Here is a 26277-nt window from a genome sequence, read left to right on the forward strand (position 1 = left end):
GAAGCGCTAAGAACATTATCACTTCCGCCGCAACGCTAAGGCAAAGCGAGGAATACCCCGTTGGAACAACTGATCGACTTTCACGCACCGGAAGTGCAGGCGGTGCTGGATACGCTACTAAAAGATAAATCTACCGGTAAAAACATCATCTGGGCCACCGACCCGCCGGAGGAGCTGCAAACGGTAATGTACGAACCTGTCACGGATAGATCCCAGATCACCACCCAGCAACTCGGGCTGACCCACTACGAGGTGGTGCTGCCCCGGATGATGAAGCAGACCGACACCCAGCAGCAGCGCACCCGCAAAAAAGGCGAGGTGTTCAGCCCAGCATGGGTCTGCAACAAGATGAACAACGCACTGGACGCCGACTGGTTCCGTGGGCTGGGGGCAGAGGAGAGCGCCGGGCAGTTCACGGTGGAGCTGCCCCAAGGCTGGCAGACGGTGGAAACGCCGGTGCAGTTCCCGGCCTGCAAGGGCAAGACCCCGGCATGGGTGCAGTATGTGCAGAGCCGCCGCTTGGAGGTGACCTGCGGCGAAGCCCCCTTTCTGGCGTCCCGCTACGATGCCGCCACCGGCGAGATGATCCCGGTAGCCCGGCGCATTGGCATTCTGGACCGCAAGCTGCGGGTGGTAAGCGAGAATGCCGCCACAGAGGAAGAGTGGCGCAAATATGCCACCCATGCGGTGCAGTCCACCTACGGCTACGAGTATCAGGGCGATAACCTTTTGTTGGCGCGGGTCAACCTCCTGCTGACCTATGCAGAGCATCTGCAAGCCCGCTGGCAATGCAAACCCACAAAAGAAGAGTTACAGCCTATCGCCAACATCATCAGCTGGAACCTGTGGCAAATGGACGGCCTGCACCTGTCCGTGCCCGGCGGCAAGCCCCAGCCGGAGACAGAACAGCTTGACCTCTTTTCCATGTTCGGGGCGGCAGAGCCGCAGCCGCCCACGGTATCCTGTAAAGTGAAAAACTGGCGCAAGGGCAGCCATGGAACCGCCCAGAACTTTGAAACCATTCAGGAAGGGAGTACCAGCATGAAGTTTGATTATGTCATCGGAAACCCGCCGTATCAGGATGAAACCCTTGGCGATAATGGAACGTTTGCACCGCCAGTATATAACAAGTTTCTGGATGCGTCTTATGAGATAGCAGAAAAAGTAGAGATGATTCATCCGGCACGCTTTCTGTTCAATGCTGGCTCTACGCCGAAGGCATGGAATGAGAAGATGTTGAGTGACCCGCACTTTAAGGTTTTACACTATGAATCTGATGCGAGTGTGATGTTTACCAATACAGAAATTAAAGGCGGTGTTGTAATTTCTTATCGGGATAAAAACAAAAACTATGGTGCTATCAAAGTATTTACGCCTTATGAAGAACTTAATAGCATTATGAAAAAAGCTGCACCCGCAAGTGAAGCTAAAAGTTTGATGGAGACCATTTATATTCAAAATAAGTTTGATTTGGAAAAGTTATATAAAGACCATCCCGAATATAGAGCGGTCATTGGAAGCGAAGGAAGGGATAAGCGTTTCAGAAACAATATTTTCGAAAAGGTGTCGATTTTCACAGAAGAACGTCAGAACAAAGGCGACATTCGAGTACTTGGCGTAAGCAAAAACAAGCGTGTTTGGATGTATATTCCGGAAAAATATGCGGAAACAGAACATGAAAATCTGAAAAAATGGAAGGTGCTGGTTGCAAGAGTAAATGGTTCAGGCAACTTGGGTGAAGTACTGAGTACACCAGTTGTAGAAGCGCCGAATGAAGGGTATACACAAACATTTATCGGTATTGGTTCTTTCAAAGTGGAAGCAGAAGCGCAAAACGCATTAAAGTACATAAAGTCCAAATTCTGTCGGACTATGCTCGGTATTTTGAAAATTACACAGGATAATAACCGCGATACATGGCGCATGGTTCCCCTTCAAGATTTTACCGCCCATTCCGACATTGATTGGAGCAAGTCGGTGGCGGAAATCGACCAGCAGCTTTACCGCAAATACGACCTGACCGCTGACGAGATCGAATTTATCGAGACTCATGTAAAGGAGATGGCATAATGGCTGGCATAACCCTGCGCACTGCCCGGCAGGTGGTGCCCATGATCTACGCCTATACCACCCCGGAAATTGCCCGGCACAACGGCTGGACGAAGATCGGCTACACCGAGCAGTCGGTGGACAAACGCCTGAAACAGCAGACCCACACCGCCGATGTGCTGTACCATGAGGAGTGGCGGGGCAATGCCGTCTACGATGACGGCAGCGGCGAGGTGTTCACCGACCACGATTTCCACGCCTATCTCCGCAAGCTGAACGTGGAGAACGACCGCAAAAACGAGTGGTTCCATCTGGATGGGCAGCAGTCCCGGCGGTATTTTCAGGATTTCCGCATGAACCGGGGCCGGGTGCAGCTGGATGCCGCCATCGCCTACACCCTGCGGGAAGAACAGGCAAGGGCTGTCCGCGACACTAAAATCTATTACCAGAGCCACCCCGGCGGAGAATACCTCTGGAACGCCAAGCCCCGCTTTGGCAAGACTCTTTCCGTCTACGATTTCTGCAAGCAGGTCGATGCACAGACGGTGCTTATCGTCACCAACCGCCCTGCTATCGCCAATAGCTGGTACAGCGACTATGTGCGCTTTCTGGGCAGGGAATCCGGCTATCTGTTCGTCAGCCATGTGGATGCCCTTGCCGGGCAGCCCCATGTGCTGGACGAGCAGGGCTATCTGGATGCCGCCGCACAGGGCGAGAAACTGTATAAGCGCATTGAGTTCGTCAGCCTGCAGGATATGAAAGGCTCCAAGTATTTCGGCGGCGAGTACGACAAGCTGCGCCACCTGACCGAGCTGAACTGGGATGTGCTGGTCATCGACGAAGCCCACGAGGGCGTGGACACCTACAAGACCGACCTTGCCTTTGACCGCATCCGCCGCCGCTTCACGCTGCACCTGTCCGGCACGCCCTTCAAGGCGCTGGCAAATGACAAGTTTGCCGGGGATGCCATCTTCAACTGGACCTACGCCGACGAGCAGGCCGCCAAGCGGAACTGGCAGGGCGCACCGGGGCAGCAGAACCCCTATGCCAACCTCCCCATGCTCAACCTCTACACCTACCAGATGTCCGAGATCATCCGGGACGAAATTCAGCAGGGCGTGGAGATCGACGGCGAAACGCAGGAATTTGCCTTTGACCTGAACGAGTTCTTTAAGGTGAAGCCCAATGGCAGCTTTGAGCATGAGGCCGAGGTGGACCGCTTTCTGGATGCCATGACCACCCAGAACAAATTTCCGTTTTCCACCCCGGAACTGCGTGCCGAACTGAAGCACACCTTCTGGCTGCTGAACCGGGTGGACAGCGCCAGAGCGCTGGCGAAAAAGCTGCAGGCGCACCCGGTATTCCGGGACTATGAGGTGATCCTTGCCGCCGGTGACGGCAAGCTGGACGACACGGACGAGAACCAGAAGAGCTTTGACCGGGTAAAAGCCGCCATCGCCCACCACGAAAAGACCATCACCCTGTCGGTGGGGCAGCTGACCACCGGTGTGACTATCCCGGAGTGGTCGGCGGTGCTGATGCTCTCCAACGTGAAAAGCCCGGCGCTGTATATGCAGGCAGCGTTCCGTGCCCAGAACCCCTGCCTTTTCCACGAAAACGGCACCTTCCGCCGCAAAGAGAACGCCTATGTGTTCGATTTTGACCCTGCACGCACTCTGCTGATCTATGAACGGTTCGCCAACGACCTTTCACAGGACACCGCCAGCGGCAAGGGCGACACCGAGGAGCGCAAGGCGCACATCCAGAATCTGCTCAACTTCTTCCCGGTCATCGGCGAGGACGAGGAAGGGGAGATGATCCCGCTGGATGCGGAAAAAGTCCTCAGCATCCCCCGGAAGATCAAGTCCAAAGAAGTGGTGCGGATGGGGTTCCAGAGCAACTTCCTGTTCCAGAACATTTCCAACGTGTTCAGTGCCCCGCAGGAGGTGCTGGACATTCTGCAAAACTTCCAGCCCATCAGCGAGGCAAAGGCAAAGCCCATCCAGATCACCCCGGAGACCGGCGCAGACCTCTCCCTGAACGACAAGGGCGAGGTGGATTTGGATGAGGGCTACGTCATCGGCAAGGCGGCGGATGTGTTCGGGGCAAAAATTTACGAAAGCACTCCGGCACTGGACACCGCCCTGCAAGACCTCACCGATGCCCCGGCTCCTGCCAAAGAAGAGCATCTGGAACCTCTGAAAAAGAGCATCACCAAGGAGATCATCACCCCCATGGTGGAGCAGGCAAAGCAGGAGTATGGCCGCGACCTGAAGCTGTCCGACCAGAAGCGGTTTGAGAGCGCCGCCAAGGCCAAAATGGACGTAGCGGTGAACAAGGTAGTGGACAACTACCGCATCGATCAGAGCCAGTTGGAGACCCAGCGTACCCAGCAGCTGCAAGGCTGCACCACTGCCCAGCAGCGTCAGCAGGTGAACCGGGAGTTTGACGCAAAGCAGCAGCAGAGCACCGCCGCCCTGATGGAGACCCTGCAAACCACCATCCAGCAGACGGCGCAGGAAATGCAGCAGACCATCGTGCGCACCGTGGAGACCAACCAGAAGGAGCAGGAGAAAAAGGGCTACGAGGACACCGTCCGTGACCATCTGCGGGGCTTTTCCCGCACCATCCCGTCCTTCCTCATGGCCTACGGCGACGAGAGCGTGACGCTGGCGAACTTTGACCAAATCATCCCGGACAAGGTCTTTCAGGAGGTCACCAGCATCACGTTGGAACAGTTCCGCTTTCTGCGGGACGGCGGGCCGTACATCAACCAAGCCACCGGACAGGAGGAACATTTTGCAGGCCACCTGTTCGACCCGGTGGTGTTTGACGATTCGGTGAAGGAGTTTTTGAACCTGAAGCTCAAGCTGGCAGATTACTTTGACGAGAGCCGCACCGAGGATATCTTCGATTACATCCCGCCCCAGAAAACCAACCAGATCTTCACCCCCAAGTGGGTGGTGAAAAAGATGGTGGACTTGCTGGAACAGGAAAATCCCGGCTGCTTCGATGACCCCGGAAAAACCTTCCTGGACCCCTACATGAAGTCCGGCCTGTACATTACGGAAATCGTCAAGCGCCTTTACCGCAGCGAGAAGATGCGGCAAGCCTTCCCGGACGATAACGCCCGGCTGGAACATATCTTTGCCAAGCAGGTCTATGGGCTTGCCCCCACCGAAATTATCTACCGCATTGCCATCAGCTACATTCTGGGCTTTGCAAAGGGTCACGGCATCACCGCCCACCATATCCGTCAGGCCGATACGCTGGAATTTGCCAAGGCGGGCACCATGGAAAGGGAACTGGATAAGATCTTCAGAGATTGACCAATAGAATACGGCATAAAACCAAAGGCGGCTGTCTGCATGGGTGCAGATGGCCGCCTTTTTGTGCTATACGATTACGAAAACGGACGAATTTGTCAGTTCTAGTTACATCGGAGCCGGACGAGCTGTCCGTTCAGGACAGCTTGTCCGGAGCAAGAGTGCAGAGGTGCGGGTCGCCAGTGGCGACCTCAAAAGGCCGCAGGTATTTTGAAGCACCGACCGAGCCGACAGGCGAGACCGCAGCCCTTTGAAGGGAGTCAAGGGGGAACGCCTTGCCCAGTGATATGACGCTGTGCGTCATATCCTACTGGGTATTATCTGGCGCAAAACGGCGGCAGATCCAGCAGCTCCGCTGCTGCGTTCTCTCCCGGCAAGCTGTTGAAATGAAAGAAGCTCCCGCTAAACCTTATACTAAAATCAGGAAAAAGTAATCAAAACAGGTTCACTTAGGGGGCCAATAATAGGCCTACGAAGCCCACGACTTTAGTGATTTCAGGTGCTATAATAATTGCAGAGATGCAGCATCTTAGTGATTTTCCGCAAAGAAAGAATAGCGATGCAACAAGAAATGGGAACGATGTTTCCTACTTTCACCGAAAATTAGGAACTCACAGTTCCTGTTCGAGTATGAGTTTCTCTGTTATACTTTTCTTGCAGAGCAGAAGCAAACTCTTCTAAGCAGAAAGCGACAAACGCCATGATCTCCCACTGAGGGAAGGAGCGATAGGCCACTTTCTTTGCAGTATGACAACCACATAAATCCTTTTCTGAAAGGACTACCTCTCGATTCCGAGAGAAGATTTCAAGACACGGTCTTGAAATGCGAGACCCTTAGCTTGGAAGAATTGTATTACTCTTGTGATCTAATAGCATGAGTGGCCGTACACAAAAATACAGGAAAAGAGGGATGTCTATCTGAAATTAACACGACACAACGGACGAGCCGGAACCCACGGCACTTACAACCCCAAGCACAACGACCGCAGTTTCAACCTTTCCAACAGCGAGCACATTGACCCGGAACGAGCTAAAGGTAACATCTACTGGGACTGCTATCATGGCATCCGTTCGGCATCCGACAAGGATAAACAGACTGCCGCATTCAGCGATGTGGAGAAGATGTTCTATGAAATCCATTACGCTCACTTTGTGGAGAACCAGAACGCCCGCAATGCGAAGATTCGCCACACCGAGCGCAATCGAACCATAGAGGACTTGCTTGCAGGTAAGAAAACCTGCCCGGAAGAAACCATCTACCAGTTCGGAACGTTGGACGAACACGCATCGGTGGAAGACCTGGTTTTAGTGGTGACAGAGTTTATGTCCGAATTTCATGAGCGCTTCGGCACTCATGTTCATCTGCTGGACTGGGCACTGCATCTGGACGAAAGCACACCCCACATCCATGAGCGTCATGTGTTCGACTGCGAAAACAAGTACGGCGAGATCGCTCCTCAGCAGGAAAAGGCACTGGAAGCATTGGGTTTCGACCTGCCCGACCCAGACAAGCCCCTCAGCCGCCGCAACAACCGCAAGATCACCTTTGATGCCGCCTGCCGAAAGATGCTGTTCGAGATTGCAAAACGGCATGGTCTGGAATTGGAGGAAGAAGCGGAATACGGCAACCGCAAATATCTGGAAAAACAGGACTTCATCCTTGCCAAGCAGAAGGAGCAGCTTACCGCCCAGCAAAGCAAGCTGGACGAATTGACCTTGAAAGTTTCGGATATGGAGACCCTGCTGGAAAATGTTTCGGCTGCGGCCTATGACAAGGCGGTGGAGGTCGTGACGGACGTGGTACGCACCGAGACCCGCAAGGAAGATATGCGGATGATCGAGGACACGAAGAAGTGGGTGCTGTCCCCGGAACGCAAAGCTCCGCAGGCCACGAGAGAGTACGCCGCTCACCGTTTGGACACCGTGCTGGACAAGTTCCTCAAGACCATGCAGATTACTGCTACTTGCTTGCAGGAAAAGCTCCTGAGACCGGATGTCCGGCAGAAAGGCAAGGAACAGGTCAAGGAGAAAGCACGGGATTCCGTTCTGCAACTGCTGAATCGCTTGCAGGCAGAACAGGCACAGCGGAAGCCATCTGTCCCGCCTACCGCCGAAAAGTCAGAAAATCGTTTTCAATAATAGTACGAGGTGATGTTTATTGAGCAAAGAAGTCAACGAAGAACGTGCTCCCCGAACCGTTGAAGATGTGAAGGAAATGCTGACCAAGCACTCCAACGGAGAGATCCAGCGGACGATTCAAAACTGCATCACGATTTTGCAGAACGACCATGTGCTTGCCGATGCCATCCGGCTGAACCTGTTGAGCGAGCGCATCGACATTGTAAAGCCTGTAGGTTGGCCCCGCTCTGGCAAGACGCTGAACGATACCGACATGAAGTATATTCTGCGCCGGATGGAGAAATACGGTATTTCCAGCGAAAAGAAGATCGAATCCGCTATCCGCATCGTTGCCAACGAGAACCGTTACCACCCCATCCGGGACTACCTGAACGGCCTGAAATGGGATGGAACAGAGCGGATAGCTCACGTCCTGCACCACTTTCTCGGTGCTGCAGAGGACGAATACACTTGCGAAGCCATAAAGATCTTCCTGCTGGGAGCCATCAAGCGGGTGTTCCAGCCGGGATGTAAATTTGAAACCATGCTCTGTCTGGTGGGCGGGCAAGGGTGCGGGTCGCCAGTGGCGACCTCAAAATGCTGCAGGCATTTTGAAGCACCGACCGAGCCGACAGGCGAGACCCGGGGAAGTCCACCTTTTTTCGACTGCTGGCGGTCAAGGATGAGTGGTTCTCGGATGACCTGCGGCGGCTGGACGATGACAACGTGTACCGCAAACTGCAAGGTCACTGGATCATCGAAATGTCGGAGATGATCGCCACCGCCAATGCCAAAAGCATCGAGGAAATCAAGAGTTTTCTCAGTAAGCAGAAGGAAACCTATAAAGTTCCCTACGAGACCCATCCTGCCGACCGTCTGCGCCAGTGCGTCTTTGCCGGTACGACCAATCGGCAGGATTTTTTGCCCCGTGACCGCACAGGCAACCGCCGCTTTATTCCCATCCCGGTGGATGCGGAACTGGCTGAAGTTCACATTTTGGACAACGAAGTCGAATCCCGCACCTATATCGACCAGCTTTGGGCGGAAGCCATGACCATCTACAACAGCGGCAACTACAAGTTGGCGTTCAGCCCTGCCATGCAGGAAACTCTGCAAGCCCACCAGCAGGACTTCATGCAGGAGGATGCACAGGCGGGCATGATCTACGCCTTTCTGGAGGACTACGCAGGTGACCGGGTGTGTTCCAAGCAGCTCTATGCAGAAGCACTGGGCAACACCAATATCCCGGCAGAGTGGGAGACCCGCGCTATCTGTGAGATCATGAACACGGGAATTTCGCGCGGCGATATTCAAGGCTGGCAGGCGCACAAGACCGCCAAGCGTTACCCGAAGTACGGCGTTCAGAAAGGCTGGGAGCGCGTAACCAGCCCCGAAACCGGGGCTGAAGATTTCTCCGAAATAACGGATGTAGAAGCTAAGCAGCTGGGCTTTCCCTTCTGATGAACAGTGGTTACACGTCTGGTTACAGATTCGGTTACACTTCCGTTACAGTCCAAAGGCCGCATGGCTACTGTGTTTTCCTCTTTCTGTAACCATGTAACCTTAAAAAGATAAGAAAAAGTATAAAGCCGACCGGATGCCCTGTGTGCAGAAAAAGAGAGTTTTCCTGCCCGGTTACAGGCGTTCGGTTACAAGGAATTGGAGGTCTGCCTATGAAGGAAGTTCGCGTTTGCGAAGCAATGAAGTCCCCGGTGGAGACTTCAAGCGACGGAACGGTCTTGCATCAGCAAGATGGAGGGACCAAGTCCCGACAAGTTCCGATTTGGGAAAAGAGCAATTTAACGCTGGAGGAAGCTGCGGCTTATTCCGGCATTGGCATCAATAAACTGCGTGAGATCACCAACGAGGATAAGTGCAAATTTGTCCTTTGGGTGGGTAACAAGCGTTTGATCAAGCGCCGTCTGTTTGATTACTTTATCGAGCAGGCGTATTCTATTTGAGAATGATGCAACGTCTTTTCTATTCGATATCGGTGGAAATCGCATGGTCGGTATGGTATACTAAAATTAACCCCTATATGCGCTTTTCACAGAAAGGAGCTTCTAAATGCCTGAAAAGCGCAAGGATAGCAAGGGCCGTGTTTTGAAGGATGGCGAAAGCCAGAGAGCAAACGGCACCTACGACTATCGTTATACCGATATCCACAAGAAACGGCGTTGTATTTACGCTAAATCCCTGACAGAGCTGCGGAAAAAAGAGGAAGAACTGTGGCGCGATCTGGCAGACGGCATCGACTATGCTGCCGGAGAGATGACAGTGGCTGATCTGGTTGACCGCTATATGAACCTGAAACGTGGGTTGAAACCCAATTCACTTCGGTCGTACAACACAGCGGTCAAGCGGATTCATGCTGACCCTTTCGGGCAAAAAGCCATTAAAACGGTAAAATTGTCCGATGCGAAAGGCTGGTTCGTGTTTCTGCATGACAGCGGTTTCAAGCAAAACACCATAGGAATCCTGCAAAGCGTTGTCAGACCGGCGTTTGAGATGGCGGTGGAGGATGACATCATCCGCAAGAATCCATTCAAGTTCAAGCTGTCCGATGTTGTGCCGAAGGACGCTTATGTGCGCAATGCCCTGACCAGAGAACAGCAGGAGAAATATCTGCAATTCGTTCAAGACTATGGCGGCAACTATTATGATGATATCGTCATTCTTATGGGAACCGGCTTGCGTGTGAGTGAGTTGTATGGCCTGACACGAGCAGATATCGACTTTGAACGGCACTGTATCCATGTCCGGCGGCAGCTTTGCCGGACGGCTGAAAAGCCCTACTTTGTCACACCGCCGAAAACAAAAAGCGGTATCCGCAATGTTCCCATGACGGATACTGTTCGAGCAGCGCTGTTGCGTGTGGTAAAAGCCAGAGCGTCCACGAAAGTGGAAGCGCTGGTGGATGGCTGCAGCGGATTTCTCTTTCTGGACAAGTCCGGAATGCCGAAGGTGGCAATGCACTTGGAAAACTATATGCGTGGCGTGCAGGGAAAGTTTGAGAAGGTGTACGGCAAACCTGTTCCGCGCATTACACCTCATGTGCTGCGACACACCTTCTGCACCAATGTTCAGCAGGCCGGGCTGGATGTAAAAAGCCTGCAATACCTGATGGGACACTCCAATGCCAGTGTGACGTTGGATGTCTACACGCACAGCAGCTTTGAATCGGTTGAAAGAGCCTTTGAACAGATCGCCGGCAACCTGTGATTTTCGACGTATGAAGCGGAATTGCTTACTCAATAAGTACCTTATGGAGACGGGATCTCTTCGGAGACCCCGTCTCTTTTTGTATAGAAACCACAGATGCAGCCCACTCTATCAAAAAGGGGTGAGCAGATGTCCGGCAAACGGGTATTGGCGTTGTATGCAGCTGTTCTGCTGGGGTTTGCGGTAGTTTTGTGCCACCTGTATTTTCTGGCAGAGAACCATACCTATGCTGCCCGGGCCGAAGCGCAGAGCACGGTCCGGCTCTCGCTGCCTGCCCGGCGGGGCAGCTTTTACGATCACAGCGGCCTGCTTCTCACCGGGCTGGAAACGCGGTATCTTGCCCTCTGCTTCCCGGGCGAAAACAACTACACACGCCTGTATGCATTTACGGACAGTGCCGGGCAGGCACTTTTGTACCGGAACCGCAACCGCTCCGCACCGTTTCTGCTGGAAGTGGACCGCGACCTTTCCGGGCGCGGCATACGCTGCTTTGCAACGGCACGGCGCTGCGCAGAAGTTCCGCTGTGCCAGCATCTGATCGGCTATCTGGATGCAGAAGGCCGCGGCATTGCCGGGCTGGAAAAGGCGCTGGACAGCCAGCTGGCCGGGACAAAGGAGCATGACACGCTGGTGTGCGCGGTCACAGCACAAGGACGGCTGCGGGCCGGGGAAACACCGCAGCTCACCCGGCAGGACAGCAGTGCGGTGGGCGTGCAGCTGACGATCTCCCGCCCGGTGCAGCGTGCCGCCGAAGCGGTGGCCGCAGACACCATGACCAGCGGCTGCATTCTGGTTCTGGACACGGCCACTGCTGCGGTTCGCGCCAGCGTCAGCGTACCGGGCTATGACCCGGATGACCTTGCCGCAAGTCTGGATGCACCGGACAGTCCGTTCCTGAACCGCGCACTGGAAAGCTATGCTGTGGGTTCAGTGTTCAAGCCGGTGCTGGCTGCGGCAGCGCTGGAGCAGGGCATCCTGCCGGAGTACGAATGCACCGGTGCGGTGGTGGTGGATGGACAGATCTTCCGCTGCGCAGGCGGTGTTCCGCACGGAACGGTAGACATGACTGCGGCTCTGGAAAAAAGCTGCAACGGCTATTTTATCCGGCTGGGGCAGCAGCTGGGGGCAGAGACGCTTTTGCAGATGTCTCGGCAGCTTGGCTTCGGGCAGGAGGTGCCGGTGGCAGGTGCGCTGCACGCCGATGCCGGAAAGCTGCCGTCTGCCGGGGAGCTTGCCCAGAGCGGCCAGCTGGCAAATTTCAGCTTTGGGCAGGGCGGTCTGCTGGCATCACCGGTACAGATCGCCGCCATGATGAACACCATTGCTTCCGGCGGGGTGTACCGCACGCCTTTCTTTGTGTGTGGCTCGGTGGATGAAACTGACGGTACGCCGCTGGAAACGCTTGCACATCCGCAGTCAAGGCGGGTGATGAGTGCGGAAAATGCAGCGCTCCTGCGTAAAATGCTGCAGCAGGTGGTGGAAGAGGGCACCGCACAGGATGCTGCCTGGCTGGAAGAAGGGGCTGGCGGCAAGACCGGTACCGCGCAGACCGGGCAGTTCACACCGGATGGCACGGAACGCAAAAACTTGTGGTTCACAGGGTTTTACCCGGCGCAGCAGCCGCGCTACACCATTGTGGTGCTGCAGGACGGGCAGGTGAGCACGGAACATTCCAGCGCCGCCATCTTTGCCCGGCTGTGCGCAATGCTGGACCTTCTGGCATAAAAATGCACGGTTTCTGCTTGCTTTTTTGCGCTTGTTATGCTACTATATATTTGTATTTCTGCGTAGTTTTTGTTGAATTAAAATAAAGGAGCGTTTCAATCCATGTCTGTTATCGAAATTGTTGGCGGTGTGATCCTGCTGATCGCTTCGCTCGTCATCGTTTTCCTCACTCTCATGCAGCACACCCACGGTCAGGGCCTTTCCGGTGCTATCAACGGCAGTATGGGCGGCGCAAACAATGCCCGTTTGACCCCGGCTGATCAGATGCTGGCCAAGACCACCCGCATTGCAGGTATTGTTTTCTTTGTGGTTGCCATTCTGGCATGTCTGTTTGCAGGCCGTCTGGCAGGTTGACAAGGTTCGTGCAGCCCCGTGTAAAGGACGGGGCTGTTTTTCTGTGTTATGATAGGATGTCGGCGGCAGTCTGACCGCCGGGCAGGGTGGGGCAGCTGGCCCACGATTGGCAGCGCTGCGGCACGTTGGAGGCTGCGGCCATGGAAGAGCAAGGAGAAAAAATATTATGGCAATGCGCGATAAAATTGAGCACGCGATCCAGAATCAGCCGTGCACCGTCAAAGACCTCAAATCCAAATTCGGCGGGGACCGCGGCTCGGACCGCAAGGTGATGGAGGCTGTGGATCAGCTGGTGCACGAGGCGGTCATCTGCCAGCGTCAGGGCGTGTTCTTTACGGTGCGCTCCGGCCGTGCAGACAAGGCTCTGCTGTGCAAGGTGGTAAAACTGGGCAAGAATTTTGCCTTTGTCATGCTGGAGGACGGCACCAGCGATATCTTTATCCCGGGCCGTTTTACCCGCGGTGCCATGCCCGGCGACATGGTGCTTGTAGAAAAGTTTGAGCACCCCCGTGTGGAGGGCAGCGATGAAGGCGAGATCCTGGCCATTCTGGAAGAAAAGAACGATCTGGTGGGCACTGCCCGCCGCATTGATGGCCGCCTGAAGTTCGTGCCGGACGACTGCCCGGCCATCTCCATGCAGATGATGCGTGATTGCGAGGGCGGTGCAAAGGACGGCGACAAGGTGGCCGTGGAGATCCTGCAGCGCGGCAATCGGCAGGAAGATCACCGCGTGGGCGTTGCCATGCGGTTTGGCAGCTCGGACGAAGCAAAGCGCTGCGCAAAGGCCCTGCTCTATGCGCAGGATATCCGCAGCCGCTTCCCGGATAAGGTTCGTGAGGAAGCCAAGAAGCTGGAGAACGCTGAGGTCTCTGAAAAGGACACCGAGGGCCGCATGGATCTGCGTGCCCTGCCCATCTTCACCATTGACAGTGCTGAGACCAAGGATATCGATGATGCCATCAGCCTGACCAAGACCCCGGAGGGCGGTTTTGAGCTGGGTGTCCACATTGCAGATGTTTCCAACTATGTCAAGCCCGGCAGCGAACTGGACAACGAAGCGTTTAACCGCGCAACCAGCGTCTACTATGCCGATCAGGTGGTGCCCATGCTGCCCAAGCAGCTTTCCAACGGCATCTGCAGCCTGAATGAGGGCGTGCTGCGTCTGGCCTTCTCCTGCCTGATGCATCTGGATAAGGATGGCAACCTGATCGATTACCGCTTTGTCAAGTCGGTCATCCGCAGCCGCGTCAAGGGTGTTTACTCCGAGATCAACGCCTTGCTGGCCGGCAGTGCTGACGACGAGCTGAAGGGCAAGTACCATGAAGTGCTCAGCCAGCTGCCCGCCATGAAGGAACTGTACGGCCACCGTGCCCGCCTGCGCAAGGAGCGCGGCTGCATGGATATCGAGAGCGGCGAGGTGAAGCTGATCCTCGACGAGGACGGCCACTGCATCGACGTGAAAAAGCGCACCTCCGGCGAGAGCGAAGCTATGATCGAAGAATTCATGCTGCTGGCCAACCAGTGCGCTGCCCACTTTGCCCGCGTGAAGCAGATCCCCTTCGTGTACCGTGTGCACGAGGAACCCAATGCTGAAAAGCTGGAGCGTCTGCACACTCTGCTGCAGGCCTGCGGCATCAACGATCACTTTGCCAAGGATGTGCCCACCCCCAAGGAGCTGAGCGCCATTCTGGAAGGTGTGCGCGGCGGCCCGTATGAGCAGATCATCAATACCGGTATGCTGCGCTGCATGTCCAAGGCTGTGTATGAGGAAAAGCCCAAGGGCCACTACGGTCTGGTGCTGAAGGACTACGCTCACTTCACCAGCCCCATCCGCCGCTATCCGGATCTGGCCATCCATCGCATCATGACCGCCCAGCTCAAGGGCATGGATAAGGATACCATGGTGCTGCGCTACAGCGACTTTGCCGAGAAGGCAAGCAAGCAGTCCAGTGAGCGCGAGATCATTGCAATGCAGATCGAGCGCAAGGCTGAGGACTGCTACAAGGCCGAGTATGCCCGCCGCCATCTGGGCGAGTGCTACGAGGGCCGCATTTCCGGCGTGACCCAGCGCGGCCTGTTCATTGAGCTGGACAACGGCGTGGAGGGCTTTGTGCCGGCTTCCAGCCTGACCCCCTCCGGTACCATGCTCACCGAGGGCATCCGCCTGTCCGACCCCGTCTCCGGCAAGAACTGGAGTCTGGGCGACACCATGATGATCACCATTGTGCGTGCGGATGTGAACCTGGGCAAGATCGACTTTGAGGTTGCTCCGGCAAGCGCAAAGTAAGCAAAAAGATCAGAACACCTGTACGGCGTTTTCCTGCATAGGAAGAGACTGTACAGGTGTTTTTTGTCCGCGGACAAGAAGCGATGGAAAAGGGGAGAACGACATGCTGAAAAACGAAACACTGCGCAGAGATGCAGATGCCATCATCCGTGCCAGCCTGAACGCTGTTCTGCCGGACGAAGCGGTGCGCCGCGCGCTGAAAAATTTCCGGCCGCAGGGCGGCAGGGTGCTGCTGGTGGCTGCCGGTAAGGCAGCATGGCAGATGGCCCATGCGGCGGTGAAATTTCTTGGCCGGGTGGATGGCGGTGTGGTCGTGACCAAATACGGCCACGTGAAGGGCACGATCCCCGGCGTGGACTGCTGCGAAGCCGGGCACCCCGTGCCGGATGAGAATGGCTTTGCCGCCACCCGGAAAGCGCTGGAACTGGTGCAGGGCTTAACGGCAGAGGATACGGTGCTGTTTCTGCTGTCCGGCGGCGGCAGTGCACTGTTTGAGAAGCCGCTGATCCCCGGCGCAGAGCTGCAGCAGATCACGAGCCAGCTGCTTGCCAGCGGTGCCGATATCGTGGAGATGAACACCATTCGCAAGCGCCTGTCCGGGGTCAAGGGCGGGCGGTTTGCACAGAGCTGTGCGCCCGCGCGGGTGTTCAGCATCGTGCTCAGTGATATTCTGGGCGACCCGCTGGATATGATCGCCAGCGGCCCGGCGGTGCCGGATACCTCCACCTGTGCACAGGCCCTTGCCATTGCGGAAAAATATCACCTGCAGCTTTCGGCACAGGCCAAGGCTCTGCTGGCACAGGAGACTCCAAAGGTGCTGGACCGTGTTGCCACGCAGATCACCGGCAGCGTGCGGGAGCTGTGCAGCGCAGCAGCCAACGCCTGCCGGGAGCTGGGCTATGAGCCGGTGATCTTGACCGACAGGCTCTGCTGTGAAGCGCGGGAGGCTGGCAGCTTCCTTGGTTCCATAGCCCGCACCCACGCGGGGCAGGGCAAAAAGCTGGCCTTTCTTGCAGGCGGTGAGACGGTCGTCCACCTGACCGGAACAGGTCTGGGCGGGCGCAATCAGGAGCTGGCCCTTGCTGCAGCACCAATGATCGCCGGGCTGGATGCAGCTGTCTTTTCGGTGGGCAGCGATGGCACCGATGGCCCAACCGATGCTGCGGGCGGCTATGTGGACGGCAGCACGGCCGCGGCACTGGCGCAGAACCAGCTGAACGTGTACGATGTGCTGCAGAACAACGATGCCTACCGTGCCCTCAAGGCGGTGGATGGGCTCATCATCACCGGCGCGACCGGCACGAATGTCAACGATGTGGCCGTGGTGCTGATCGGAAATCAAGGATAGAACAAAGCCACCGGGAGTTCTCTGCAAAAGCGGAAAGCGGAACGGATGGAGCTGCAGCGCCGCAAGGAACTTACGGAACAGATGTTCCACGGGATGGCCCGCATCGTGGACCGGTTTGTGGTGTGTGATCTGGAAAATGACCACTATGAATAATGCCTTGCAGGATCATGGATTATATGGGTAAAAAATAAGGTGCTGTCCGCACAGACAGCACCTTATTTTTATGGTTTACATGTGCAGCAGGCTGCGCTGCTCGCTGGCGCGGAACTTGAGTGCCGCAGCAATGAATGCCTTGAACAGCGGGTGAGCACGGTTCGGACGGCTCTTGAACTCCGGGTGGAACTGTGCGCCCAAATGAAAGTCACGGCCAGGCAGCTCTACAGTCTCTACCAGACGACCGTCGGGGCTGGTGCCGGAAATAACAAGACCGGCGTCCTGCATCTCCTGACGGAACTCGTTGTTGAACTCGTAGCGGTGGCGGTGGCGTTCCCAGATCTCGGCCTCGCCGTAGCACTCGGCCATCTTGGTGCCGGGCATCACCTTGCAGGGGTATTTACCCAGACGCATGGTGCCGCCCTTGGGAATGTTGCCCTGCTGGTCGGCCATCAGGGCGATCACATTATGCTTGCCATCCGGGGTGAATTCGCTGGAATTTGCATCCTTGTAGCCCAAAACGCCCCGGGCAAACTCCATTACCATGATCTGCATGCCAAGGCAGATGCCAAAGTAGGGAACATGGTTCTCGCGGGCATACTGTGCAGCCTGGATCATGCCCTCAATGCCGCGGTCGCCAAAGCCGCCGGGTACGATGATGCCGTCCACATCTGCAAAGGCTTCCTTGCAGGCGGCCTGGTCGGTCAGGTCCTCGCTCTCCACCCAGCGGATCTCCACCTGACTGTCGTTCTCAAAGCCGGCGTGGTACAGGCTCTCCATCACGGAGAGGTAAGCGTCGTGCAGCTTGACGTATTTGCCCACCAGTGCAATGCTGCAGGTCTTGCTGCGGGTGGCAATGCGGCTGACCACCTGCTTCCACTCGGTCAGGTCGGCAGCGGGCACATCCAGCTTAAGCTTCTGCACCACTACCTCGTCCAGACCACCGGTGTGCAGCATCAGCGGGCACTGGTACAGGCTGGGCATGGTCAGGTTCTCGATCACACACTCCGGCTTCACATTGCAGAAAGTGCTGATCTTGCGGCGGATGTCGCCGCCCACACTGCCGTCTGCGCGCAGGATGATGATGTCCGGGTTCACGCCCATGCCCTGCAGCTCTTTCACAGAGTGCTGTGCAGGCTTGGATTTGTACTCGTCCGAGCCGGAAATGTAAGGCACCAGCACCACATGGATGTAGCAGCAGTTGTCGCGGCCCTGCTCCAGACCCACCTGACGGATGGCCTCGAGGAAGGGCTGGCTTTCAATATCACCGGTCGTGCCGCCGATCTCGGTAATGACCACGTCAGCCTCGGTGGAAGAGGCCAGATTGTAGATGTAGCTCTTGATCTCGTTGGTGATGTGGGGAATGATCTGCACGGTCTGGCCCAGATATGCACCCTGACGTTCCTTGTTCAGTACGTTCCAGTACACCTTGCCGGTGGTCAGGTTGGAGTATTTGTTCAGATTCTCGTCGATAAAGCGCTCGTAGTGGCCCAGATCCAGATCGGTCTCAGTGCCATCGTCGGTCACGAACACCTCACCGTGCTGCAGCGGGCTCATGGTGCCGGGATCCACATTCACATAGGGGTCCAGCTTCTGGCTGGCCACCTTCAAACCGCGGCACTTGAGCAGACGGCCCAGCGATGCGGCTGTGATGCCCTTGCCAAGGCCGGAGACGACACCGCCGGTGACAAAGATGAATTTGGTTTGTTTCTCTGCCATAGAATTTCCTCCTCTATTTTTGTTTTTCTGAATTCTTTCCCTTATAAACCTTTGTGAATTCTTTCAGGTGAACGGTCTTGCTCTCTGCCTCTCCAAAAATGAGCCGGTGAAAGCAAGGATACTTTTCCCAATCCAATATTATACACCCATGTCCTCATAATTTTCAAGGACTTCCTGTGCAATTTCTGTGCGGTCACGACGGGTATCCATGGCCTGTTTTTCTATGTAGCGGTGTGCCTCGGCTTCGGTCATGTGCTCGTGCTCCACAAGGCAGCATTTTGCCCGGCTGACCAGCCGCACCTGTGCGATCTTTTCCTGTAAGCGGGCGTTCTCCTGCCGGGCACGCAGCAGGCGGTGGTTGCCCGCCGCCGCCATGTGCATGGCCTGCACAAAAAAGGCGGTGCTGAAGGGCTTTGACAGCAGCAATACCCCCTGCTCGCTCAAAGGCCCCAAAAGCTGCTCAGCCTGTGCGGCTTTGACCAGAAACACGACACCGGCATCTGTTTTTTCCACAGCATTGATGCACACCTCATGCCCGAATTCATCGGGCAGGGGAGAGTTGACCACGATCAGCTCAAAATCCGATTCCGTCATGCGCCGCCGGGCTTCGGCCCCGCTGGGAATGATCACCGGGCGGCTGTAGCCCATTTCGGTCAGCCGTGCAGCGATATACTCGTTGGAGCTTGCACCGGCACTTACGATCAGTGCACGTCCCATTTCCTTCGCTCCTTTCTCCTACACACTCTCTTTTGCAGGGGTCAGATGGCGTTGAAGTAATGGGTACGCTCGTACTCAACAGGGTCGGACGCGTGTTTCAGTGCTTCGCAGCGCTTCAGTTCTTCCGTAAAGTAGCGGCTGGCAAGCTGCTCGGGCAGCACTCTGCGCAAAAATTCGCTCTCCTCCGCAGCCTGCACGGCCTCTTCCAGACTGGCGGGCAGAGTCTCAAGGCTGAGGCCCTCAGCCATAGAGGGGTCGAACAGATTCTTGTTCACAGGGGCAGAGAGCACCATGCGGTTCTCGATGCCGTCCAATCCGGCAGCCAGAACCAGACCAATGGCCAGATAGGGGTTGCAGGCAGGGTCCGGGCTGCGCAGCTCCATGCGGCAGTTGTCGCCCTTTACCTGCGGGATGCGCACCAGCTGGCTGCGGTTCTGGCGGCTCCAGCTCACATAGCGGGGCGCTTCATCGCAGCCAAAGCGCTGATAGCTGTTGGGCAGAGGGTTGGTGAACACGGTCAGCTCCCGGCTGTGGGCCAGCACACCGGCCATAAAGCTGCCTGCAATGCTGTCCGGGGCAATGTCGCCCTCAAACAGGTTGCGGCCATCCATGTAAAGGGACAGGTTGATGTGCAGGCCGCTGCCTGCCTGATCCGGCAGGGGCTTGGGCAGGAAGCTTGCATGGATGCCGCTGCGGGTGGCAATGGCGCGCACGATCTGCTTGAACATCATCACGTTGTCGGCGGTCTTGAGGGGGCCTGCGTGGTGGCAGTCGATCTCGTTCTGGCCGTTGCCGCTTTCGTGATGGCTGTGTTGAGGGCTCATGCCCATCTGCTCCATAGTCAGGCAGATGTCCCGGCGGAGGTTCTCGCCTGCGTCCAGCGGGGCCACGTCAAAGTAGCCGCCAAAGTCGATGGGGATACGGGTGGGGCGGCCCCGGTCATCATTCTCGAACAGGTAGAACTCACACTCTGCGCCCACATTGCAGGTAATGCCCAGCTTTTTGAATTTTCGGTTCACGCTGCGCAGAAAGCCGCGGCAGTTGCCGCCAAAGGGCTGGCCGTCCGGCTTTTCCACATCACAGAAGAACTGCATCACCCGGCCCTCGGTAGGCCGCCAGGGGAGAATGGTCACGGTGGAAAGATCCGGCCGCAGCACAAGGTCGCTTTCCTCCACCTTCATGAAGCCGGCAATGGAGCTGCCGTCGAAGCAGACACCGTCTTCCAGAGCTTTGGGCAGATCGTTTGCCAGCACGGCAATGTTCTTCTGAGTGCCAAAGATATCGCAGAAGGCAAAGCGCACAAATTTGACGTTGTTGTCCTCCACAAAATCAAGGATGTCCTGTTGGGTCGAATAGCTCATAATGGTTTCCCTTTCAAATAAAACGCCTAAAGGCCTGCCCTCAGAATGGGAGCAGGTCTTTAGGCTGGTGTAAGAAATAGGAAAAGGAGAATGTCTCAATTGATTGTCCGCAGCCTACGGATGATGCTGTTTTACGCGATGCGATCAGACGTAGTAGAGCATCTTGCTGTAGCTGGGCAGCGGCCAGTAGTCCTCGCCGCACAGGGTCTCGGCGTCGTCGGCGGCGGCACGCAGGGTGTCCATGGCGGGCAGCACGTTGTCGTGGAAGGCAACGGCCTTCTCGCTCTCGGAGGGCAGAGCCTTGGCGGCATCCACGGCATCCTGCAGGGTGTCGATGGCGTCGCTCATGGCGTCGGCGTCGGCGGACAGACGGCCCATGGTCTTGGTCTCACTGCGCACGCTGATGCTCTCGCTGACGGCCAGCTTGGAAGCGGCGGTGTTGGCCACTTCGCTCATGTAGGCGTTGACGGCAGGCAGCAGCTGCTTGCGGGCCATTTCCAGCATGGTCAGAGCCTCGATGTTGATGATCTTGGAGTAGTGCTCCAGCTCTACCTCGTAGCGGCTGTACATCTCCACCTTGGTCAGCACGCCGAACTCCTCCATCAGGGCGATGTTCTTGGGGTCGATGAGGGCCGGCAGGGCAGCGGGGGCGTTCTTCTTGTTGGGCAGGCCGCGGCGGGCTGCTTCTTCTTCCCACTCGGCAGAGTAGCCGTTGCCGTTAAAGATGACCCGGCGGTGGTCGCGGATGGTGCGCTTGACCAGCGCGATGGCGGCACTGGTAAAGTCCTCAGCACCCTCCAGCTCGTCGGCGTAGCCCTTCAGCTCCTTGGCCACGGCGGTGTTCAGGATGGTATCGCAGTCGCTGAGGTTCTGAGAAGAACCGGGCATCCGGAACTCGAACTTGTTGCCGGTAAAGGCGAAGGGGGAGGTGCGGTTGCGGTCGGTGGTGTCCTTGCTGAACTTGGGCAGCACGTCCACGCCCAGGTCCATCTTCATCTTGACGGGGCCTGCGTAGGGGGAATCGGATGCGATAGCATCAATGACAGCTTCCAGCTCTTCGCCCACGAAGATGGAAATGATAGCCGGAGGTGCCTCGTTGGCACCCAGACGGTGATCGTTGCCGGGAGTGGCCACAGAGGTCCGCAGCAGGTCGGCGTACTCGTCCACAGCCTTGATGACGGCGGCCAGGAACACCAGGAACTGCAGGTTCTCCATGGGGGTGTCACCGGGATCCAGCAGGTTCTCCTCGGTGGTGGACAGGGACCAGTTGTTGTGCTTGCCGCTGCCGTTCACGCCTTCAAAGGGCTTTTCATGCTGCAGGCAGACCAGACCGTACTTGGGGGCGATCTTCTTCATCATCTCCATGGTCAGCAGGTTGTGGTCGATGGCCACGTTGGTGGTATCGTAGATGGGGGCCAGCTCATGCTGGCAGGGGGCTACCTCGTTGTGCTTGGTCTTGGCGGGCACGCCCAGCTTCCACAGCTCCTCGTCCAGTTCCTTCATGAACGCGGACACCTCGGGGCGGATCACGCCGAAGTAGTGCTCCTCCAGCTCCTGGCCCTTGGCAGAGGGAGCACCGAACAGGGTGCGGCCGGTGAGGATCAGGTCCTGACGGGCCTCGTAGTCCTCTTTCTTGATCAGGAAGTACTCCTGCTCCGGGCCCACGGTGGTGGAAACGTAGTCCACATCCTTGCCAAACAGCTTCAGGATGCGGATAGCCTGGCCGGACAGGGCGTTCATGGAGCGCAGCAGGGGGGTCTTTTTGTCCAGTGCCTCGCCGGTGTAGCTGACAAAGGCGGTGGGGATGCACAGCACGTCATCCTTCACGAAGGCGTAGCTGGTGGGGTCCCATGCGGTGTAGCCGCGGGCCTCGCAGGTGGCGCGCAGGCCGCCGGAGGGGAAGGAGGAAGCGTCGGGCTCGCCGCGCACCAGCTCCTTGCCGGAGAACTCCATGATGGCGGTGCCGTCGCCCACAGGGGAAACAAAGCCGTCGTGCTTCTCACTGGTGATGCCGGTCAGCGGCTGGAACCAGTGGGTGTAGTGGGTGGCACCCAGCTCCATGGCCCAGCGCTTCATGACGCTGGCCACAACGTTTGCCACCTCAATGTCCAGCGGAGCACCCTTGTGCAGGGTGTTCTTGAGGCTCTTATAAGTAGCGCTCGGCAGGCGCTCCTTCATCACATGTTCGTTAAAGACCTTGCTGCCGTAGATTTCCATAACATTCGCTGCCATAAATCCTACTCCTTACTTGATCTTATGTTTCCCAGCTCCCGCCCCGGAGCTGCCGGAAAGCGGGCCCCAAAGCACGAAAGGCTTCTTAACAAAAACGGCGCTGCGAGTCAGGAGGTGACCCACAGCGCCGTTGCTGTCTATGGTTTGATTATAGCCCCGGCGGGCCAAAAAGGCAATTGACAAATCTGACGATTCTGTACAAACAGCTTCCTGCATTTTTGGAGCATCCGCACTTGGTATGACTTATCGGATGGGATTTGCGCCTTTTGTCAGGCCGAACGGTTTAGAAATGGCTCCGCTGTGCTCTGCCATGCTTTAATGTGTTATATTTTTTGTTTTCGTGTTTGTCGCGGCCTCGACGCTTGTCAGGGCAAGGCCCTTCCATCTGCTGGCGCAGACCGCTCGCCTGCTTGAAAGCCCCACCGGGGCTTTCATTGCCTTGCAATCGCAGGGCCGCTCCAAACACATTTTCACGCGAAAGGCCCCGACGGGAAAATGTGTTTTTAATTAAAAATAAAACTTCCGCTGAAGATACCCAGAGTGAAACGGAGGGTATTCAAATCGTTAAATCACCTGAAAGAGGAAGAACTTCAGATAATTCGTCTCCGGCACGCCCCACAGGATCGGATGATCCGGTGCCTGCTGTTTCACCTCGATCTGCCGCAGCTGGCGGCGCGCATCCTTTGCAGCGGCGCGCAGCATCTTGATGAACAGCTCCTCGGTGGCAAAATGGGAGCAGCTGGCAGTTGCCAGATAGCCGCCGCGAGGCAGCAGCTTCATGGCACGGTAGTTGATCTCCTTGTAACCGCGCATGGCGTTCTCCACAGTGCGGCGCGCCTTGGTAAAGGCCGGCGGGTCCAGAATGATAAAATCGTAGGGGTGTCCCTCTCTTTCCAAGCGGGGCAGCAGCTCAAAGGTGTCCTCGCACAAAAAGTCCATATTGGTCAGACCGTTGCGCTGGGCATTGCGCTGCGCCATGGCAATGGCCTCGGCGCTGATGTCGGCGGCGGTCACACGGGCAGCGCCGCCCGCAGCGGCGTTCAGTGCAAAGCTGCCGGTGTGGGTAAAGCAGTCCAGCACGGTGTGACCTGCAGCAAGGCGTGCCACCGCCCGGCGGTTGTACTTCTGATCAAGGAAGAAGCCGGTCTTCTGGCCGTTCTCGAAATCCACATGATAGTAAACTCCGTTCTCGCAGATCTCGGTCTGGGTGCTTGCCGGATGAGTCTCACCGGGCAGCTCAAACCAGCCTTTGTTCTGCTCAAGACCTTCCTTTGCGCGCAGAGCCTCATCGTTGCGCTCGTAGATGCCGTCGATGGTCTGGCCGTCGGCGCGCAGGACTTCTGCCAGAATGGGGAAGAGGACGGGCTTGAGCTTTTCCATGCCCATGCTCAGGGTCTGCGTGACGAGGATGTTGCTGAACCGGTCCACGGTCAGGCCGGGGAACTGGTCGGCTTCGCCAAAAATGACGCGGCAGGCAGAAAGGTCTGCAGGTTCCAGCACGGTCTTGCGGTAGTTCCATGCATATTCCACCCGGCGGCGCCAGAACGCAGCATCAAAGGTGTCGTTGGCATTGCGGGAGATCAGCCGCACGCGGATCTTGCTTTTGAGCGAGACAAAGCCGGTGCCAAGGTAGGAACCCTTGGTGCTGACCACATCGGCCAGTGTGCCGTTTTCCGGCTCATTTTCCGGGGAATGGAGGATGTCGTTCTCATACACCCAAGGGTGCCCGCCCACCAGCAGGCCTTCGGCGTGTTTGTTGACGGTATACACAGGGTAAGCGCGTTCTTTCATATGGTTCTCCTTATCATGGACGAACTCCCTTCGTCCCGCGTTCGCTCGACACGCTTACCGTGCGGATAGGCTCCCTCACTGAGGGAGCTGGCTGCGAAGCAGACTGAAGGAGTAAAAATCTACCCTTTATAATAGCACAAAATCATGTTATTATAAATAAGAAATGCCAAAAAACCGCATGAAAGAGGGATGCATTATGGAAATCGAACGCAAATGGATGGTGAAGGGCTGGCCGGAGGGGCTGCCCCTCAGGGAGGAATTTGCCATGCGGCAGGGCTATATCAGCGTGCGGCCCACTGTGCGCATCCGGGAAGAAGCCCTCACCGGCGGCAGAACGGACTACATCCTCTGCTTCAAATCCGGGGGCGGCCTTGCCCGCGAGGAGATCGAGCGCAGCATCGACAAAGAACTGTTTGATGATCTGGAATACAAGATTATCGCTAAACCTCTCATCCCGAAGCTGCGCCGCAGCTACACCCTGCCGGACGGTTCTGTGCTGGAAGTGAACCATGTGGACGAAGGCCAGCCTACCGAGTTCTGGTATGCCGAGGTGGAGTACCCCACGGTGGAAGCAGCCCTTGCATGGCAACCGGAAAGCTGCGGCCTTGGCGAGTACCTCAAGGATGAAGTGACGAACCAGCCCGGCCAGAGCATGGGCGAATACTGGGTGGAGACAAGAGGATGAAAAAAGTAAAACTCAAACTGGAACTGCAGTACAACTCCCCGGTGATCCTCACATTTTTCCTGCTGTCACTTCTGGTGCTGTTCCTCGACCAGTGGACGGACGGGTGGAGCACCATGCACCTGTTCTGTGTCTACCGCTCCTCGCTGAAGGACCCGCTGTTCTACATCCGGCTGTTCGGCCATGTGCTGGGCCATGCCAGCTGGGACCACTTTCTGAATAACATGCTGCTGCTGCTCGTTGTTGGCCCGCCAATGGAAGAAAAGTACGGCAGCAAGCCGCTTTTGTGCGGCATGGTGTTCACCGCTCTGGTCACCGGCGTGCTGCAATGCGTGCTGTTCCCGCGTTCGGGGCTGCTGGGCGCGTCCGGCATCGTGTTTATGCTTATCATGCTTTCGTCGCTGGCGGGCTTCTCCGGCGGCATCCCGGTCACCATGCTGCTGGTTGCAGCGCTGTACTTTGGTCAGCAGGTGTACGATATCATTTTTGTGCACGACAATGTAGCAAACTTCATGCACATTGTGGGCGGCTTATGCGGCACTGCCTTTGGCTACTACAGTGCGTTGCACAGCCGCCGCAGGCCGGCAAAAGCGGTGAAGTTTTCCAGCACGAACAGCCGCCGGAAGCGCTGAACCCACTGTGGACATAGGCTGATTTTGAAAAATTTGCAAACAGGTATTGACAAACGAAAAATCCGTGGTTTAATATAGCCAACTTCAATACACTAAACCGTTGAAGCAGAGATAACGGCGAACCATGCCTGTACAGAGAGCCTGTACAGCTGAGAAGCAGACCGGAAACAGTTCGTCAAGGAAAGTGTGACTTTGCGTTATATTTTCCCGAAATGGACCGCTGAGGGTGCAGGGAACTGCGGAGAACTTTCGCCGCACAGTATTCTGCAACGTAGGGCATACGTCAGTTGCCGGGGATGTGTTGGCATCCCGCCAAGTGCATGGGGTCATGCCCATGAAGTCAGGGTGGCACCGCGGATAAAAGGCCAAATTTTATTCGTCCTTGACAGAAGAGAGTTCTTCTGTTAGGGGCGTTTTTCTTTTCCACTCCCTCGGCAGAAGAGCCGGGGGAGTTTTTGTTTTAGGGCTCCCTTGTTTCCGGCACGAAGGCTCATGCCTGCGGCTGCGGCCACGAAACCCTGAACAAAACAATGCACCCGGTTGCTGCGGTTCTGCCCACAG

General features: G+C 56.5%; 16 protein-coding genes and 1 pseudogene. 12 read left to right on the plus strand and 5 right to left on the minus strand.

Annotated elements, in window-relative coordinates; genetic code table 11:
- Nucleotides 1-60 precede the first annotated feature (60 nt).
- From ACGHP1_RS07425 to ACGHP1_RS07470, 10 genes and pseudogenes are all read left to right on the plus strand, one after another.
- Nucleotides 61-2070, plus strand: a complete 2010-nt coding sequence (locus ACGHP1_RS07425) for an Eco57I restriction-modification methylase domain-containing protein (protein ID WP_390508754.1) — start codon at nt 61-63, stop codon at nt 2068-2070.
- Nucleotides 2070-5378 (plus strand): DEAD/DEAH box helicase family protein, encoded by a 3309-nt coding sequence (locus ACGHP1_RS07430; RefSeq protein WP_390508756.1) that lies wholly within the window; start codon nt 2070-2072, stop codon nt 5376-5378. The genes ACGHP1_RS07425 and ACGHP1_RS07430 overlap by 1 nt, the downstream gene beginning before the upstream one ends.
- A gap of 915 nt (nt 5379-6293) precedes the next feature.
- The gene (locus ACGHP1_RS07435) at nt 6294-7514 is read left to right on the plus strand and encodes a hypothetical protein (protein WP_390509811.1); all 1221 of its coding nucleotides are present in this window, start codon (nt 6294-6296) and stop codon (nt 7512-7514) included.
- Nucleotides 7515-7590: 76 nt separating this feature from the next.
- A pseudogene (locus tag ACGHP1_RS07440) lies at nt 7591-8954 on the plus strand (VapE domain-containing protein).
- A 212-nt stretch (nt 8955-9166) separates the two neighbouring features.
- The gene (locus tag ACGHP1_RS07445; protein WP_390508758.1) at nt 9167-9454 is read left to right on the plus strand and encodes an excisionase; all 288 of its coding nucleotides are present in this window, start codon (nt 9167-9169) and stop codon (nt 9452-9454) included.
- 106 nt (nt 9455-9560) lie between these two features.
- Entirely contained in the window at nt 9561-10715 is a 1155-nt protein-coding gene (locus ACGHP1_RS07450) for a tyrosine-type recombinase/integrase (RefSeq protein WP_390508760.1), read from the plus strand.
- Nucleotides 10716-10844: 129 nt separating this feature from the next.
- On the plus strand, nt 10845-12440 hold the full coding sequence (locus ACGHP1_RS07455) for a peptidoglycan D,D-transpeptidase FtsI family protein (RefSeq protein ID WP_390508762.1): 1596 nt from the start codon (nt 10845-10847) through the stop codon (nt 12438-12440).
- Between the two features lie 102 nt (nt 12441-12542).
- On the plus strand, nt 12543-12794 hold the full coding sequence (gene secG / locus ACGHP1_RS07460; protein ID WP_005937305.1) for a preprotein translocase subunit SecG: 252 nt from the start codon (nt 12543-12545) through the stop codon (nt 12792-12794).
- Nucleotides 12795-12960: 166 nt separating this feature from the next.
- A complete protein-coding gene (gene rnr / locus ACGHP1_RS07465; RefSeq protein WP_338428449.1) occupies nt 12961-15081 on the plus strand; it encodes a ribonuclease R in 2121 nt (706 codons plus the stop codon).
- 103 nt (nt 15082-15184) lie between these two features.
- Nucleotides 15185-16429, plus strand: coding sequence for a glycerate kinase (locus ACGHP1_RS07470; protein WP_390508764.1), 1245 nt, complete (start codon nt 15185-15187; stop codon nt 16427-16429).
- Between the two features lie 228 nt (nt 16430-16657).
- On the opposite strand, the gene ACGHP1_RS07475 is transcribed toward ACGHP1_RS07470, so the two are convergent.
- The 5 genes from ACGHP1_RS07475 to ACGHP1_RS07495 form a co-directional block, all read right to left on the minus strand.
- Entirely contained in the window at nt 16658-18301 is a 1644-nt protein-coding gene (locus ACGHP1_RS07475; RefSeq protein ID WP_371290575.1) for a CTP synthase, read from the minus strand.
- A gap of 138 nt (nt 18302-18439) precedes the next feature.
- A complete protein-coding gene (locus ACGHP1_RS07480; RefSeq protein ID WP_005937320.1) occupies nt 18440-19018 on the minus strand; it encodes an ANTAR domain-containing response regulator in 579 nt (192 codons plus the stop codon).
- A gap of 41 nt (nt 19019-19059) precedes the next feature.
- Entirely contained in the window at nt 19060-20379 is a 1320-nt protein-coding gene (locus ACGHP1_RS07485) for a glutamine synthetase family protein (protein WP_005937322.1), read from the minus strand.
- A 144-nt stretch (nt 20380-20523) separates the two neighbouring features.
- Nucleotides 20524-22611, minus strand: coding sequence for a glutamine synthetase III (locus tag ACGHP1_RS07490; RefSeq protein WP_390508768.1), 2088 nt, complete (start codon nt 22609-22611; stop codon nt 20524-20526).
- A 564-nt stretch (nt 22612-23175) separates the two neighbouring features.
- Nucleotides 23176-24402 carry a class I SAM-dependent rRNA methyltransferase gene (locus ACGHP1_RS07495; protein ID WP_390508770.1) on the minus strand — a complete coding sequence of 409 codons (1227 nt, stop codon included), beginning with the start codon at nt 24400-24402 and terminating at the stop codon, nt 23176-23178.
- 196 nt (nt 24403-24598) lie between these two features.
- Between ACGHP1_RS07495 and ACGHP1_RS07500 the strand changes: the two genes are divergently transcribed.
- Together ACGHP1_RS07500 and ACGHP1_RS07505 are read left to right on the plus strand one after the other, a co-directional pair.
- A complete protein-coding gene (locus ACGHP1_RS07500; RefSeq protein WP_390508773.1) occupies nt 24599-25087 on the plus strand; it encodes a CYTH domain-containing protein in 489 nt (162 codons plus the stop codon).
- Entirely contained in the window at nt 25084-25716 is a 633-nt protein-coding gene (locus ACGHP1_RS07505; protein WP_390508775.1) for a rhomboid family intramembrane serine protease, read from the plus strand. Before ACGHP1_RS07500 ends, ACGHP1_RS07505 begins: the two co-directional genes overlap by 4 nt.
- Nucleotides 25717-26277: the final 561 nt, after the last annotated feature.

The sequence above is a fragment of the Faecalibacterium sp. i21-0019-B1 genome, assembly GCF_042852915.1.
GTDB lineage: Bacteria > Bacillota > Clostridia > Oscillospirales > Ruminococcaceae > Faecalibacterium > Faecalibacterium taiwanense.

Coding starts and splice junctions, on each gene's coding strand:
- ACGHP1_RS07480 (WP_005937320.1), bottom strand. CDS start 19,018: ATGGGACGTGCACTGATCGTAAGTGCCGGTGCAAGCTCCAACGAGTAT.
- secG (WP_005937305.1), top strand. CDS start 12,543: ATGTCTGTTATCGAAATTGTTGGCGGTGTGATCCTGCTGATCGCTTCG.
- rnr (WP_338428449.1), top strand. CDS start 12,961: ATGGCAATGCGCGATAAAATTGAGCACGCGATCCAGAATCAGCCGTGC.
- ACGHP1_RS07445 (WP_390508758.1), top strand. CDS start 9,167: ATGAAGGAAGTTCGCGTTTGCGAAGCAATGAAGTCCCCGGTGGAGACT.
- ACGHP1_RS07485 (WP_005937322.1), bottom strand. CDS start 20,379: ATGAGCTATTCGACCCAACAGGACATCCTTGATTTTGTGGAGGACAAC.
- ACGHP1_RS07455 (WP_390508762.1), top strand. CDS start 10,845: ATGTCCGGCAAACGGGTATTGGCGTTGTATGCAGCTGTTCTGCTGGGG.
- ACGHP1_RS07490 (WP_390508768.1), bottom strand. CDS start 22,611: ATGGCAGCGAATGTTATGGAAATCTACGGCAGCAAGGTCTTTAACGAA.
- ACGHP1_RS07430 (WP_390508756.1), top strand. CDS start 2,070: ATGGCTGGCATAACCCTGCGCACTGCCCGGCAGGTGGTGCCCATGATC.
- ACGHP1_RS07450 (WP_390508760.1), top strand. CDS start 9,561: ATGCCTGAAAAGCGCAAGGATAGCAAGGGCCGTGTTTTGAAGGATGGC.
- ACGHP1_RS07505 (WP_390508775.1), top strand. CDS start 25,084: ATGAAAAAAGTAAAACTCAAACTGGAACTGCAGTACAACTCCCCGGTG.
- ACGHP1_RS07470 (WP_390508764.1), top strand. CDS start 15,185: ATGCTGAAAAACGAAACACTGCGCAGAGATGCAGATGCCATCATCCGT.
- ACGHP1_RS07475 (WP_371290575.1), bottom strand. CDS start 18,301: ATGGCAGAGAAACAAACCAAATTCATCTTTGTCACCGGCGGTGTCGTC.
- ACGHP1_RS07495 (WP_390508770.1), bottom strand. CDS start 24,402: ATGAAAGAACGCGCTTACCCTGTGTATACCGTCAACAAACACGCCGAA.
- ACGHP1_RS07500 (WP_390508773.1), top strand. CDS start 24,599: ATGGAAATCGAACGCAAATGGATGGTGAAGGGCTGGCCGGAGGGGCTG.